Source organism: Bacillus sp. SRL337 (assembly GCF_984799155.1).
This window is the reverse complement of the sequence record NZ_OZ481793.1, coordinates 191678-207600: the sequence shown is the minus strand read 5'-3', so window position 1 is coordinate 207600 and position 15923 is coordinate 191678. Positions and strand designations below refer to the sequence as shown.

The following is a 15923-nucleotide window of genomic DNA, read 5'->3' as shown; positions in this document are numbered from 1 at the left end:
GGTTTTTTAGTTCAGCTGTTTTAATAACTCATCAATGGAAGCATGGTCCTCCGGTGACTCATCGATATGGCTCCACACCACTTCTCCATCCTCATTAAAGATCCAGGAACCTCCCTGAATATAAATATCCTGAGTATTAAGCGACTCCTGCACGACGTTCCTCTTGCCTTCATCTTCGGGGAGAAAGGCTTTCTTTCCTCCTTTAAGAAAAGCTTTTCCTGCTTTCGCGATGAGCTTCCATTTTGCCATTGTTTTATGCCCCATACTCTTATATAAATGTCGGTCGGGATCACCGTAAATCGTATATGGATAGGGTCCAAATTCCTTTGTGAAGCGTTCCAATAATGAACGATTGGAAGGAGCAATGGCAATGACTTGTGCTCCGCTTTCCGTCAACTGGTCATAATGCTCACGCAACTGCGCGAGAAATGCTCGGCACACTGGTCAGCCAGGGTGCCTGACAAATACTACAAGACTTCTTTTGCCCTGTATGATTTCTTCAAAATTTCGATTGCCGCTAAACGGTTCCTGTAGAATATCAGCCATCATATCACCTTTTCCAAAAGATTTATTTGGTTCCATGATAGCATGTCTCTCTTCATTATTCATTTTTGAATACTTCCGTTCCTGCTGTTTTCATAGTGATTGCGGCTTTGAGAGAGAAATCAACAGCCGGATTTATCGCTTGAGTGCCAGCTTTTATCTCTGCAGGGAAAACAATTTCCTTCTTGCTTACCGGGATTCTTACTTGGGAAACACTACTAAGTCATAGTCAATAGCAACAAAGTTTAAAAGGGCAGCCTTCACTTAAAAGTATTCCCCCTAAAATATGTATGTGAGGCAGGATACCACAATGGTGTAAATAAATGAGATCCAAAAAAGGTATGGATTGATAGAACTTATTCTTTGTCTCTTTGACAATGACTCTGAATCCCGGACCATGGCAGTAGAATATGGCTGTTGTCATGAACATACCTATCAAGAGTGTCCACTCCATGAATGGACGGCCGGTTCTTAAGAATGCCCAATAAGGCAGGCCAAATAACAGGAGCAGAGTAAATAAATCCGTACCCATTTTGAGTGAAACGGTCTTTACCGTCTGCCCACCCCTCCTTTTATCTGAATTTTACAGAACAAATGAGTCGTGAAAAAACTTTGACATATATATATAAATGATGTAAATTCATAATGTACGAACATTATTAAACCAATACAAAATTAATATTCGTCTTTAGGAGTGTTATAAATGGAAAATGTGTTTGATTACGAGGATATTCAATTAATTCCTGCAAAATGTGTCGTCGACAGCCGTTCCGAATGTGATACCACCATTACATTAGGCGGTTATACCTTTAAATTGCCAGTGGTTCCTGCGAATATGCAGACAATAATAGATGAAAAAATTGCGGTGTACCTAGCGGAAAATGGATATTTCTATATCATGCACCGTTTCCAGCCTGAAAAGCGCCTTGATTTCATCAGGGATATGCACTCAAGAGAACTTATCGCTTCTATCAGTGTGGGTGTAAAAGACGAGGAATATGGATTCGTTGAACAGTTAGCATCCGAAGGTGTGATACCTGAATTCATTACGATTGATATTGCTCACGGGCATTCCAATGCAGTCATTAAAATGATCAAGCACATCAAGAAACACCTTGCGGACAGCTTTGTCATTGCTGGGAATGTCGGTACACCTGAAGCAGTAAGGGAATTGGAACATGCTGGTGCAGATGCGACCAAAGTCGGCATCGGACCGGGCAAAGTTTGCATTACAAAAATCAAAACAGGTTTCGGTACTGGAGGCTGGCAGCTGGCAGCCCTTCGCTGGTGTGCCAAAGCAGCCAGCAAGCCGATTATTGCTGATGGCGGAATCCGTACACACGGTGACATTGCAAAATCCATCCGATTTGGGGCTTCCATGGTCATGATCGGTTCTTTATTTGCCGGGCATGAAGAATCACCTGGAGAAACAGTTGAAAGAGACGGGAAGGCTTTTAAAGAGTACTTCGGTTCTGCTTCTGAATTCCAAAAGGGTGAAAAGAAAAACGTGGAAGGCAAAAAAATGTTCGTCGAGCACAAAGGGTCATTAATCGATACGTTGACAGAAATGGAACAGGACCTGCAGTCTTCTATTTCTTATGCGGGCGGCAAAACACTTGATGCCATTCGCCACGTCGATTATGTGGTTGTAAAGAACTCCATTTTCAATGGTGATAAAGTATACTGATAGAAAAAGGCGGGCAAGGTCATTGTAACCTTTGCCCGCTTTTTCAGTTTCTGGTGTGCCGCTTCTCCTGCGAGGTGCATCATTTTTTTTCACCGTTTTGTTGATGTATCCCGCAAGGCTGCACCTTCTTTTCCTTCCTGTACACTCTTCCACCGATCTTCGAAGATAGTTGACACAACAGCATTCCAAGCAGGGCTGCAACAAGGATATATACACCGGCAAAAACTTGCAAAATACCTGAAGCAAGACCAGCAATAATAACGGAAAACTCCCCTCTTGGCGCCAATGTGAATCCCGTTTCAAAGGATTCCTGCTTGTTCAATCCATACCATTGGCCGCCGATGAATCCGACGATCAATTTGTGGACTACAGACCAAAGGATGATCGCAAATAGAAGTCCAAACGCCGGTATCTCACTTGTAAACTCTAGAGAAATACCAAAGTTGAGAAAGAAGAACGGAAGGAATAAGTTCCTCACAGGGAGAGCCACTTCTTGGATTTTATCCTTAAAGTTTGTTCCGGCAAACATCAATCCGGCAAGGAAGGCCCCAATGACTTCCGATAAGTCAAGAAAGACAGCGAAACCTCCGTAGGCTAATGCCAATCCAATTATATAAACAAGCAGATAATCTTCATGCAGGAACTTTTCAATAAGAGTGTAAGCCTTTTTCTGAGTGTAGTGGCTGATTACCACAGCAAGCCCTACCAGCAGCGCTACTTTTAGAAAAATCAATCCAAAGTCCACCGGGCTGAATCCTTCCCCTCTGAGTCCAATCAGGATCGTAATCAAAATAGGCGCCACCATATCTTCAAATATCAAGAGACTCAGGACATAACCTGATTCCTTTCTGTCTAACTTTCTATTATGCTCAAGCAATTTAATCGTAATGGATGAGCTGGTGGCATACACCAGTCCGCCAATCAACAGAGAGTTGAAGAGGCCCTGTCCGAATAATGCACAAATACCGGCTGTTGCACCTACACCAAGAACCAGATCCAGGATCCCCGGCTTCCAGACCTTCTTTCCCTTTGATTTGATTTCTTTCAAAGGGTACTTCATTCCAAGCAGGAAGAATAGCAGAATCAGGCCAATCTCCCCAGCCACTTCAATTGTTTTGACTTCCTCAAGAAGTCCAGCAAGTGAGATGCCGGCCCCAAGCAGTATATATATGACAATATCAGGTATGCGCAGAATTTTATTACCGAAGTAAGCGGTAATAAATAATATTAGGAGAAACAAACCAAGGAATAGGGGTAAATTCACGTATTGCGCACCTTCTCACTAGTAATTTATTGTACTTTCTTATACCCCTTTCCCTGCAGCTTAAGCTTAGTAGAATCTGGTATCGAGTCGACAAATACCGGGGCGTGCCTGTCACCAAGCATTGTGCCCGAAAACAAAAAGCTTAATGGCCGGCGGCCACTAAGCTTTTTGAAATAGGTTTCTCTTACTGAAACAGTATTATATTAAAATTCTTTCCGGGAGATGGGCAAAAATAGTTTCACGCCTCGTTTATTAAAAGGCAGCCATTTCATATCGGCGATCAGGTGACTGGCATATCCTCCTAAACAAGCAAATAAGATACCTTCTGTTCTTAAACTGTTCTGCAAATAATAAGCGATAAACGCAAAGAAAGCCAGCCCAATCAAAGAATGGGTGTAGCTTCGATGCGAAACCAATGAAGCAATAATGATATAGGCACCGAATAATAAAAGCCAATTCTCACCGAGAAACAGCCCTCCAGCAAATGCACCTGCTCCTGCCACCGTCAACAGATGCCGCTTTTTGATAAAAGTAGACACCAGCATGATCCCAAGCCCTGCCGCAATTCCTTTCCACATCTCCTGCTCATTCCCTGCCCACCAGCTATAGACAATGACTGCCACGCCAATCACTTGAGCCAGTGTCATCAGGAACTGGTGGGAAGACGTAAAGGTGTTCCGGAGTTTTCCGTCCACATCGAGATCCGGAATCAGTCCCGATATGCCGCCTGCTCCAATTAGAATAATTGTCTCAACAGGTGCTGCTTGTATGTAATTAGCGGCCAGAAAGCCGGCACCCGCCCCTATGATCATATGTGCAGTTCCATTCATGAATCATTCCCTCGTTTCTGTATAATCATGGTGATTTCTCCATTATACTAGCAAAAGCCGATTCTTTACTGTTATCAAGGGAATTTTGGTACTATTATATCAGGAGAAACGAATGGAGGGTGAAAAATGAAAAAGCTGATCATTGCACAAGATATTGAGAAGGAACAGACTGAGCGTATCCAACAGGCAGCACCTGGTTGGGAAGTCATCACCGGCAAGGAGTCCGGCAGCTGGGAGAACCACCTGGCAGAAGCCGAAATCATTGCAGGGTGGAAGAGGAGCATGGAAGAGAAAGCACTTGGAAGTACGACTGCCCTGCGCTGGATTCAAACCTGGAGTGCCGGTGTCGACAGTCTTCCTTTGAAGGAAATGGAGAACAAAAATGTTTTAGTAACAAGTGCCAATGGAGTCCACGCCTACCCTATTTCAGAAACCATTTTTGCCATGATGCTCGGCCTAACCAGAAAGATTCATGCCTATGTGAGAAATCAGGGGGAAAAAGAATGGCACCACTCTGGACTTAACCTCGAAATTCATGGAAAGACCATCGGAATCATCGGAGTCGGGGCAATTGGAAAAGAAACCGCCAAGATTGCCAAAGCTTTTGGTATGAACGTTCTCGGTGTCCGCCACTCTGGTAAAGAAGCCCGAAATGTTGACGAAATGTTCAAGACAGAGCAGCTTCACGACATATTGCCCCGCTGTGACTATGTGGTGATAACCGTTCCACTGACAGAAGAAACCCGGGAAATGTTCGGTGAGAGGGAATTTCAACTGATGAAAGATTCTGCTTTTCTCATAAACATCGGCCGTGGAGAGACCATCAAGGAGCAGGAGCTGATTGATGCACTTAAATCCAAAAACATCGCTGGTGCCGGACTTGATGTCTTTGCCAAAGAACCTCTTGAAAAAGACAGTGCTCTCTGGGAGATGGAGAATGTCATTATCACCCCTCATACAGCAGGATCCACTGAGTTTTATGATAGTAGAGTCATCGACGACATTTTCATTCCAAATCTAAAAGAGTATGTTGCGGGAAATCAACCTCCCGTCAATCTTGTTGATTATCAAAAAGGATATTGATCGCCATCTAAAAAAACTCTGATTAGCCAAGGGAAAAGAGGCGCTTTTCCTATTGAGAGAGAAACCCTCCAACAGCCAGGGGAAAGTCCTCTCATGGCATTTTCCTGAAAAAACAAGAGTCAATGCGAAAACAGCTTTATTAAAGGGCATATCATTGCGGATATGCCCTTTCTCATTACTTCATTTCTTTATAGGTTCGTTGTATTTCAATGCAGACTCAAAATCAAGAGGGGTCAATCCTCTTTCATTCCAAGAGGTCAAGCTTATAACGCCGACCTTGGATAGAGATCAAAGGATGGTGGTTCATCCCTCTTCTCTTTCTGCAAGCTCGTTCGTTCACAAAGTGGAGCCCGTCCATAAACTCTTGAAACTTAAAGCGGCATTCAATTCATTTTTCACCCTTAGGTTTCCAAACCGGAATATCCTGCAAAGCAGACAGCCCCCTCTCCCTAATAAGGGACGAAGAAGCTCCGCGGTACCACCCTTGTTGATGATTACATACAGCTTCATTGTAATTCACTTAAATAAGCTGCCTGGACTCTCACCCAACATCCAGTCTCTGATTGCTGCACACTTATCAGCTACTCCTTCCACAAGCTGAGAGAATATAATTACACTTTTATACTTTTATTTTTGAATATAAACTTGCCTAAAAATAAAAGGATGAGAAGAAAATCAGGAAAAAAGCTTGCAGAAAGATCCTTAAACCTTTCTGCAAGCTGACTTAATCAAGTCTATTATTTTTTCAATAGCTCATATTGCTTGATGACCTCTTGAGTAATTTCACTGTCCTCCTGCAAATTGCTCACGTTTCTAAGAACAGCAGCAACTCCACTTTCTTTGATCATGTTCTGGATTTCCATTGCCTCTTGGTCCTCTGCATAGTCAAACAGCAATGCAGCAGCAATTGCTTTTGCCAGATTGGAATAAGACAAACCAGCTTTTTGCGCTTCCGTTGTCGGGCGCACCAGGCGGTCTTCCGGTCCCAATTTACGAATAGGCGCACGTCCAACCCTTGTAACCCCATCATTTAAATAAGGATTCTTGAAACGTTCAATATTTTTATTGATATATGCCAAATGATCTTCTTCATTAAGGCCATATTGCTTAACTAAGTAAGCACCTGTCTCTTTAAGGGTCCCCCTTACCTGGTTTGCAATTTGTTCGTCAGCCAACGTTCTATCGATCGTTTCTTTTCCTTGAAGGTATCCAAAGTAAGCGATGACAGCATGGCCGGTGTTAACGGTAAATAGTTTTCTTTCAATAAATGGAGCAAGATCTTCTACGATCGTCATGCCATTCACAGGAGGGATTTCTTCTTTTGTTTCCACAACCCATTCATAATAAGGCTCAACAAGCACATCCAATGAGTCCTGATCCTGGATCGGTACGATGCGGTCCACTGCGGAATTGAAGAAATAAACGCGTCCATCGAGCTTATCCTTTGTTTCTTCATCCAGATTATCAAGAATATGCCCTTTTAGGATATCTGTTGCGCCAATTTGGTTTTCACACGCGATCACATACAGTTTCTCATCAGTAGAGGAAACACGATTTGCAATTCCGCGGGCAATCAACGGAGCAATCCTCGGCAGGATATTGGGGCCGATTGCCGTTGTTAGATAAGCTGCTTCAGAAATGGTCTTGATGACTTCATCTTCCTGATGAAGATTGTTCAACCCGGAAACATTTTCAATTGTCACAGTCTCTTTTTCTTCCGTCGCAAGTACAACATTATATTGTTTTTCCTCGTTCAGCTTATTAATGATTTGGTCGGCAATATCCACGAACGTTACGTGATAGCCGGATTGTGAAAAGAGTGCCCCGATGAATCCCCGTCCGATATTTCCAGCACCAAAATGAACTGCTTTTTTCATTATCATCATTCCTTTAATAAGTTATTTTGTAAGTAATCCAAAAAAAGTTCTTCCAGCTTTTTTCTGATCATCGCTTCGTTGGAAGAAGAGAAAATCATCATTGACATCTTATTTTCGATGAGGCTTGTACTGATAAGGCTTAGTATCTCCTGTTCCCTGCTACTCATGTCTGTTGGCGCAAGCATCAGAAGCAGGCTTTTCATAGGCATTTCCCGGCCATCCATCCCTTTGATCAAGCAAGGCAGCTTCAGGTGGGACACTTGGAAAATCAATTCGTTTATCTTTTCACTGCGGCAATGGAACAGGCCCATGCTGGTGTTCGGGATTCCGAGTCCACCTTTTTTCTCCCTCTCTTCCAGTTCCCGCAGTACCTCTTTTGAATCAGTGAGAAGGCCGCCCTTTTCTGCCTGTTCCGCCATTTCCCTCAATACATCGAAATGGCCGTTGGTTTCCTGCTTCCGATACACCCGGAAATTATCCAGAATCGATTCGACACTTGAATGGACGTCCTTGATTTCCTGTAGAAGATCTCTCACTCTTGGCTGATTCTCTTTCCTGGAGGGTGCGGATTGTTCTTCATTCGTTAAGTATCTTTTATTACGGGTAAGCTTCTCTAAGTTGTTTTGCAAGTAGGCTCTGATGAATCCAATTTCCTTATCACTTAGAAGTGGACTCACCAGTGTATAATCAATATCCGTAAACGGAAGTCTCACTGTTGAAATCACAATGTCGTAATCCCTGAGCGAAGAAGACTGAAAATCTTTAAGTGAGAGAATCTCGACTGTGTTGATCTCCGGGATTTCTTTCTTGATACGGCTTGCAAGCATTTTCGAAGTCCCGATTCCGGTCGGGCAGACTACCACCGCATTGATCTTTACCTTTTCTTCATGCATGAGCAAAGCGGAACCAAAGTGAAGAACAATAAAGGCGACCTCATCATCCGGGAAGGGTATATCTTCAAATTCACTTTCCAGACTTTTCTTCACAGCCATGAATAACACAGGATACTTTCTCTTTATTTCTTCCGTTAAAGGATTAAATAATTCCATCTGCTGTTTTAATCGGAAGATGGAGGGCTCCATATGGGCGAGCAATCCCTGGTATAAAGAAAAATCATCTGTCAGGTCCACGTGAAGCTTTAACGATACATCCTCGATTACTTTTTTGATCAACTGTCCAAGGATGATACTGTCATAATCAATAGCATCCGCTGCTTGGACTTTGGACCCCTTTAAAATCAAGCTTAAAAAATAGATATCACTGTCCCTGACCTGCATTTCTAATTCAGTTTTCAGCTCAGCCATCATCATATTTATCAACCTGATTTCACCTGTATACTCATTCTCAACCTCAACATGATCCAAAAGATGGAGACTACTTGTCCTTTGAATCGTCAGACAAATATAGACGATGAGCCCGATATAATCACTATCGATTAACCTTGTTTGTTCTTTACTTAAAATTGAATTCGCAACCTGGTCGACCTTCAATAAGACCTGGGGAGCAAAGTATCCCAGAATCGGCTCAGCCGGATGGCTGTCTTTTTGAAGCAAGTATAAGCTTTCAATAATGTCCTCATAAAAATACACCAGAAAGAAACTTGCAAGAGCATGCCTTATATTTGCCTCGTCCGCAGAAACCTCAACACCGACGCCCCTTTTCCTTGTCACAGTAACAGAAAATTTATTCAACCAGTCTGCCAGTTCATCAAGATAGGCAGTGAGCGTTGCAGGACTGATACCGAGCTGGTTGGCGAGCATCTGCTTTTTAAAATATGGACCTTCCTGAAGCAGGATGATCAGCAGGCTTAACTTTCTTTCTTCGGGAGTTTCATCTGTTGGAACAATATCGGCAAGCTTTTGGATCAGCTTATAAATAGATTCATTTTTTCCATCGATGAAGAGGCCATCGTTTGTTGTCCGTTTCAACTCCAAGTGATGCTCTTTCAATATTTTCTCTACCGACTTCAGGTTCCGCTGTACAGTTCTCCCGCTGACATTCAAGTAGTCAGACAAGGTTGAAACCGTATGCTTACCGGATGTCCTTATGATTAAATCAATGATGGATTTTTCCCTGGAGGTTATCAGCATGCTATCCACTCATTTCTTCTACAAGCATTCCCTCTTGCAAATCAACCTTTATAACGCAGAACAGAAAGGCAGGTTCCCCCCGCCTTTCTCTTCTTTTTCCTTATTTACTATTAATAATATCTTTCAATTCTTTTGCGGTTTTAGCCTGAACCATCTGATCGACATTTTCCTGTTCAGAACAAATGACTGCAATACCTGAAAGAATTTCCAGGTGTGTCCCATCTTTTCCGGCAATACCAAAGATCAATTTCGCCTGTTCTCCGTTAAAGTCGACGCCATTTGGAACCTGGATGACAGTAAAGCCTGATTTAACGACAGCTTTTTTGGCTTCTTCTGTACCATGAGGAATTGCTACGTTATTCCCCATATAAGTCGTTGTAATCCCTTCACGATCAATCATGGCATCCACATAGGTGTCTTCCACGTAACCGGCTTTTGCCAGCGCTTCCCCAGCAAAGCGGATGGCTTCTTCTTTATTCGCGAATTCCTTGCCGATGAAAATGTTCTCTTCGAGTAAGAGATCATCATCTTTATCTGCATTCGGTTCTGTATCGACAGCATCTGTTTCCGATTCTTCCACCAGTTCAGCCTGTTCTTCTGTAATGCCATCCTGCAAGCTTGCTATCAGCTTATCGTATTCAGGGCTGGATAAGAAATTATCCACTGAGATATGGTAGGCATTCGGGATCTTATTTTGCGCTCTAGGAGTCAATTCTTCCTGTGTGATGACCACTTGGGCATCTGAAGGGATACTGCTGATTGCCGTATTTGTAACAAATATATCCAATCCTGCCTCTTTCACTTTCTTGCGGAGCAGGGACGCACCCATTGCACTAGATCCCATACCGGCATCGCATGCAAAGACGATTTTGTTCACTTCTTTAGGAAGTGTTCCTTGCGCTTGCTCACCAGATACATGCCCGGCTACGGAACTCTTCTTGCCTTTCATTGCTTCCATTTTCTTCGTTGCTTCATTGATGTCTTCGTCAGATGTCTTGCTTGTTTTCATTACAATTGCTGAAACCGCAAAGGAAACGACTGTTGCGACAAGAACAGCTGCATAGTTTGCCATAAGTGTCGTTCCATTAGGTGTGACGGCTGTAATCGCAAGGATACTGCCTGGTGAAGCAATCGCCTGAAGACCTCCATCCAGCAGTACAAGAGTGAAAACACCGCTCATTCCGCCCAATATGACAGAAAGCAATAGAGCCGGTTTCATCAGCACATACGGGAAGTAAATCTCATGGATACCTCCGAGGAAGTGGATGATTGCAGCTCCCGGAGCAGACTGTTTTGCCGTTCCACGGCCAAATAGCATGAATGCCAGCAGCACACCAAGACCTGGACCAGGGTTTGCTTCCAATAGTAACAGGACAGATTTCCCTGTTTCAGAAGCCTGTTCCAATCCAATCGGTGACAAAATACCATGGTTGATGGCATTGTTTAAGAATAGAATCTTTGCAGGTTCAATTAAAATACTTGTCAATGGCAATAATCCTGCAGCAACCAGCCAGTCAACACCAGTCACAAGTACTTCTGTGAAAGCATCTACCGCTGGTCCGACACCAAGGTAAGCCAAAATGGCAAGGATGGCCCCAAGGATACCCGCGGAAAAATTATTGACGAGCATTTCAAACCCTGATTTAATCTTGCCTTCGATCATCTGGTCAAACTTCTTGATGACATATCCGCCTAGCGGACCCATCAGCATGGCGCCTAGGAACATCGGCGTTTCAGGAGCACCGACAATGACACCCATTGTCGCAATCGCACCGACGACCCCTCCGCGCTGCTCGTAAATCAACTTACCTCCTGTATAACCGATTAAAAGAGGCAGGAGGTACGTAACCATCGGACCAACTAAATTGTTAAGGCTTTCATTTGGAAAGAACCCAGTTGGAATGAATAGTGCCGTAATCAAACCCCACGCTATGAAAGCGCCAATATTAGGCAGGACCATGGAGCTGAGGAAATTACCGAATTTCTGCACTCTTACTTTTAAATTTGATTGAGCCATATATATACTTCCTTTCAATCATAAATAATTGCAATAAACCCTTACTCCATCATAAATCACACAACAGTTGACCTTCAATAAAGATGAAAATCAACTTTGTCGCGCATCCTATGACAAACCTATTGTTTCTCTACCTTCTATTCTTATACCGTAATTATATGCTCCACAAACGACTTATTCCCTAAAATATAGATATAAAACGGATAAGCCTCCGATATCTGCCTGGCTTCTCGGTTTCCATCCCGACTATAGGGGTGATATCTAACAAGTTCACTGGCAGGAAATTTGTGTAACAGACTTTCCATTAATGTCATATAAAATAAATTCAATAAAAAACAGTCCTGCTAAACTCGATAGCAAGACTGTTTGGGAATTACATTTGATGTTCCACTTTTACACGTTTAATGAACAACGAGATCACAAAACCAATGACCGCCATAACGATCGCAAATAAAAATGCATTCTGTACTCCTTCAGTGAAAGCAAGAAGCGGGTTGAGAGGGTTTGTTTTATCTTCCACAGTGTTCATGAATCCTTCTGCACCAGATGATAGGATGGAAATGGCTATAGCGGTTCCAATGGCGCCGGCAACTTGTTGTAATGTGTTCATAATGGCCGTTCCATCTGGATATAACTCAGGAGGCAGCTGATTCAGGCCATTCGTTTGTGCAGGCATCATTACCATGGATATTCCCACCATCGTAATGATGTGCAAAGCTATGATAAACGTCGAGCTGGTATCGATTGTAATCGTTGAGAAGCCAATCATTGCTCCTGTCAGAATCAGGATGCCGATTGTCACCAGCCATTTGGGACCATACTTATCAAATAATCCGCCCATCACTGGTGAAAGAATGCCATTGATTATCCCCCCCGGCAGGAGAAGAAGCCCCGCCGCAAAAGTAGTCAATGCAAGTGATGTTTGTAAATAAAGCGGTAAAAGAATCATCGTGGAAAGCAAGACCATCATACAAACAAGGATCAATAGCAATCCGACCGTAAACATCGGATATTTGAATGCACGTAAATTAAGCATTGGCTGCTGCATTTTGATCTGCCTTAATGAAAATATGGCCAAGGCAACTCCTCCGATAATAATTGATGCGATGACGGTTGGGCTGCTCCAGCCACCGCCTTCACCGGCACTGCTGAATCCATATACAATACCCCCAAAACCGATAGTGGATAATATGATGGAAAGAACATCAATTTTAGGCTTGGTCGGAGTTGTAACATTCTGCATGAAAAACAAGCCGAAAATAAGTGCTCCGATTAATAACGGAAGCGAAATCCAGAAAATCCAGTGCCATGACAAATTATTAAGTATAAGTCCTGAGATTGTTGGACCAACAGCCGGTGCGAACATAATAACAAGACCAATGATTCCCATGATCCTTCCACGCTTGTGTGGAGGAACGACTAATAGAATTGTATTAAACATTAACGGAAGCAGCAATGCTGTCCCGACTGCCTGCACCACCCGGGCAATCATTAAAACGGCAAAGCTCGGTGCAACTGCCGCTATGAATGTTCCAATAATCGAAGCAGTCAGAGCTGTGTTAAATAGCTGTCTCGTTGTAAACCATTGCATGATAAGCCCTGAAATAGGAACCAATATGCCCAGTGTAAGTAGATAACCGGTTGTCAACCACTGTGCAGTGGTTTCATGGATACCAAAATTTTCGATCAGATTTGTTAACGCCATATTAAGAGCCGTCTCACTAAATAATCCGATAAATCCAGCAACAACAAATGAGATGATGATTGGCACAACACGCAAATTGCCAGCCGCCGTACCCCCCGTATTCCCTTGAGTATTACCCATTTCCATTTCTATTTCCTCCTATATATCTTTAAATTATTTTTAACAGCAGCTTTAACTGCTTGGCCATCCTCCGTAAGGGATCCCCTTTCTGATATGTAATTGACAATATACATGCCCCTTCAATCAAGGCTGTAATGGTCATCCCTAACTCTTCAGCTCGCTCCGGGTTAAAACCATACTGATCTAGTATGTCTGCATATAAGGCTTGGCAATCCCTGAACACCATTTCACATGCGTAACGAAGGTTCTCATGTGTGGAGGCTGTCTCCCAGGCGATTAAGCCGATTGATAATCCTTCTTCACACTCTCTCGTGTCAAAAATGGCTGCTATATTATTCACATAAAATTCAAATGCATCAATAGCTGAATCTTTTCCGCTTAAATCCCTCTTGGCTCCCTCCAACAAAAGCACCTTCATCATAGAAACCGCTTCTAACGCAATCTCTTCCTTACCGTTAGGAAAATGATAATAGATAGAACCTTTTGGAGCACCACTCTCCTCAATAATCTGATTGAGCCCCGTTCCATTATATCCTTGCCGCTGAAACAGGCGTGTTGCACTCTTCAAGATGATTGCTTTTGTGTCTTGCTTATTATTCTTCATATCAAAACCCCTTAAAATTATAACAACCGGTCTACATTATCTTATTTAAAGTGGTTGTATGTCAATTTTTTGACCTGAATTTTTTATAAAAGGAAGCCTGGCCGAAAAACTTCAGGAGAAAAGTTTTCAAGAAAAAAATAAAAGGGGTAAAAATAAAGATTCCATATACAAAACATAAAATAACAAAAGAGACCTAAGCATTTTGCTTAGATCTCTTCCGGCTTATATTTGCCAATCTTATTATACCTTCTGACAAATTAGTTTATTGATTAGATTTATTCAACCGTAACTGATTTCGCAAGGTTACGCGGCTTATCCACATCACAGTCACGGTGAAGTGCTGCATAGTAAGAAATCAGCTGCAGTGGTATTACAGAGATAAGAGGTGTTAAAATTTCATTTACTTCTGGAATGACGAAACGGTCGTCTTCCTCTTGGAGTCCCTTCATTGAAATGATACAAGGATTAGCTCCACGCGCTGCTACTTCTTTCACATTTCCGCGGATTCCAAGGTTAACCGCTTCCTGTGTTGCAAGAGCGATAACCGGAGTGCCTTCTTCAATAAGGGCGATTGTTCCATGCTTCAACTCTCCGCCGGCAAAACCTTCAGCCTGGATGTAAGAAATCTCTTTCAGCTTAAGAGCTCCTTCCAGACCTACATAATAATCGAGGTGGCGTCCGATGAAGAAAGCGTTGCGTGTCGTTGCCAGATAATCACGGGCAATCGCTTCGAATTCTTCTTTCTCATCACAAAGAGCTTCCATTGCTGTTCCAACGATTCCAAGCTCATGGATCAAATCAAAGCTTGGCTTAATCCCTTTTGATCTGGCTGTTACATCAGCAAGAATGGAAAGGACTGCAATTTGAGCTGTATAGGCCTTTGTGGAAGCAACCGCAATCTCAGGCCCGGCATGCAGAAGCAATGTGTAATCCGCTTCGCGGGAAAGTGTAGAACCAGGTACGTTTGTAATTGTCAGGGATTTGTGTCCAAATTCCTTGATCTGTACAAGTACCGCACGGCTGTCCGCAGTTTCACCACTTTGAGAGATGAAGATGAATAAAGGTTTTTCAGACAGTAAAGGCATGTTATAGCTGAACTCACTTGCTACATGAACTTCCACTGGGATCTGTGCGATATTTTCAATGAACTGCTTGCCGACTAATCCAGCATGGTAGCTTGTTCCTGCCGCAATAATATAAATGCGGTCTGCATTGTTCATTGCTGAAAGGATATCTTCATTGATTTCAAGCTCTTGATCATCATTGCGGTAAGCACTGATGATTTTACGCATAACTGCCGGCTGCTCATCGATCTCTTTCAGCATGTAGTGCGGGTATGTTCCTTTTTCAATATCGCTGGCATCCAATTCTGCAGTGTAAGGCTCACGGGAAACTTCCTTGCCATCAAGGTCATGAATCGTCACTTTTTCTTTTGTAACGATAACTGTTTCCTTATCCATAAGCTCAACATACTGGTCTGTCACCTGAAGCATCGCCATTGCATCACTTGCAACAACATTGAAGTCATCTCCAAGCCCTACAAGCAGTGGACTCTTGTTCTTCGCCACAAAAATCGTCTCGTCGTTTTGATTATCAAGAAGGGCAATTGCATAAGACCCTTTAAGAAGCTTAAGCGTTGAACGGAATGCTTCTTCCACCGTTTTACCTTCGTTGACTAATTTCTCAATCAATAGAACAATGATTTCGGTGTCTGTGTCGCTTTTTAAAGTGACGCCTTCAAGATATTCACGTCTTAAAGCGGAGTAGTTCTCGATGACTCCATTATGAACAAGTGTGAAACGCTCTGAGATTGATTGATGAGGATGCGCGTTTACTTTGCTTGGAGGACCGTGGGTCGCCCAGCGCGTATGGCCGATACCTGTATTGGATAGGACAGTTTCATCCACATTATCACGAAGATCCGCAATGCGTCCTTTTTCTTTGAAGACATGGACCCCATCAGCATTTTTCACAGCGATTCCAGCTGAATCATAGCCACGGTACTCAAGCTTCTCAAGTCCTTTTAGTAAAATTTCTTTTGCATCATTATTTCCAATATATCCTACGATACCACACATAGTTTCTATTTCCTCCCTGATTAAC

The 15923-nt window shown here is 42.9% G+C and carries 12 protein-coding genes; 2 read left to right on the top strand and 10 right to left on the bottom strand.

Annotated elements, in window-relative coordinates; all coding sequences use genetic code 11:
* Positions 1–6: 6 nt before the first annotated feature.
* On the bottom strand, positions 7–441 hold the full coding sequence (locus AC4E8A_RS01090; RefSeq protein ID WP_490196338.1) for an AhpC/TSA family protein: 435 nt from the start codon (positions 439–441) through the stop codon (positions 7–9).
* Between the two features lie 3 nt (positions 442–444).
* Positions 445–609: a hypothetical protein gene (locus tag AC4E8A_RS01085; protein ID WP_490196337.1), complete on the bottom strand. Its 165-nt coding sequence runs from the start codon at positions 607–609 to the stop codon at positions 445–447.
* Between the two features lie 637 nt (positions 610–1246).
* Here AC4E8A_RS01085 and guaC point away from each other — a divergent pair.
* Positions 1247–2230: a GMP reductase gene (gene guaC, locus AC4E8A_RS01080; protein ID WP_490196336.1), complete on the top strand. Its 984-nt coding sequence runs from the start codon at positions 1247–1249 to the stop codon at positions 2228–2230.
* A 79-nt stretch (positions 2231–2309) separates the two neighbouring features.
* Here guaC and AC4E8A_RS01075 read toward each other — a convergent pair whose 3' ends face one another.
* Positions 2310–3494 (bottom strand): cation:proton antiporter, encoded by a 1185-nt coding sequence (locus tag AC4E8A_RS01075; RefSeq protein ID WP_490196335.1) that lies wholly within the window; start codon positions 3492–3494, stop codon positions 2310–2312.
* Between the two features lie 203 nt (positions 3495–3697).
* Positions 3698–4324 carry a metal-dependent hydrolase gene (locus tag AC4E8A_RS01070; protein ID WP_490196333.1) on the bottom strand — a complete coding sequence of 209 codons (627 nt, stop codon included), beginning with the start codon at positions 4322–4324 and terminating at the stop codon, positions 3698–3700.
* A gap of 126 nt (positions 4325–4450) precedes the next feature.
* Between AC4E8A_RS01070 and AC4E8A_RS01065 the strand changes: the two genes are divergently transcribed.
* A complete protein-coding gene (locus AC4E8A_RS01065; RefSeq protein WP_490196332.1) occupies positions 4451–5407 on the top strand; it encodes a D-2-hydroxyacid dehydrogenase in 957 nt (318 codons plus the stop codon).
* Between the two features lie 737 nt (positions 5408–6144).
* Here the strand turns inward: AC4E8A_RS01065 and AC4E8A_RS01060 are convergent.
* The 6 genes from AC4E8A_RS01060 to glmS form a co-directional block, all read right to left on the bottom strand.
* Positions 6145–7284 carry a mannitol-1-phosphate 5-dehydrogenase gene (locus tag AC4E8A_RS01060; protein WP_490196331.1) on the bottom strand — a complete coding sequence of 380 codons (1140 nt, stop codon included), beginning with the start codon at positions 7282–7284 and terminating at the stop codon, positions 6145–6147.
* A 5-nt stretch (positions 7285–7289) separates the two neighbouring features.
* Positions 7290–9374 (bottom strand): BglG family transcription antiterminator, encoded by a 2085-nt coding sequence (locus AC4E8A_RS01055; RefSeq protein WP_490198740.1) that lies wholly within the window; start codon positions 9372–9374, stop codon positions 7290–7292.
* A gap of 100 nt (positions 9375–9474) precedes the next feature.
* Positions 9475–11391 (bottom strand): PTS mannitol transporter subunit IICBA, encoded by a 1917-nt coding sequence (locus AC4E8A_RS01050; protein ID WP_490196330.1) that lies wholly within the window; start codon positions 11389–11391, stop codon positions 9475–9477.
* 373 nt (positions 11392–11764) lie between these two features.
* Positions 11765–13216 (bottom strand): DHA2 family efflux MFS transporter permease subunit, encoded by a 1452-nt coding sequence (locus AC4E8A_RS01045; protein ID WP_490198739.1) that lies wholly within the window; start codon positions 13214–13216, stop codon positions 11765–11767.
* Positions 13217–13244: 28 nt separating this feature from the next.
* Positions 13245–13820 carry a TetR/AcrR family transcriptional regulator gene (locus tag AC4E8A_RS01040; protein WP_490196329.1) on the bottom strand — a complete coding sequence of 192 codons (576 nt, stop codon included), beginning with the start codon at positions 13818–13820 and terminating at the stop codon, positions 13245–13247.
* A 275-nt stretch (positions 13821–14095) separates the two neighbouring features.
* Positions 14096–15898, bottom strand: coding sequence for a glutamine--fructose-6-phosphate transaminase (isomerizing) (glmS, locus tag AC4E8A_RS01035; RefSeq protein ID WP_490196328.1), 1803 nt, complete (start codon positions 15896–15898; stop codon positions 14096–14098).
* Positions 15899–15923 lie beyond the last annotated feature (25 nt).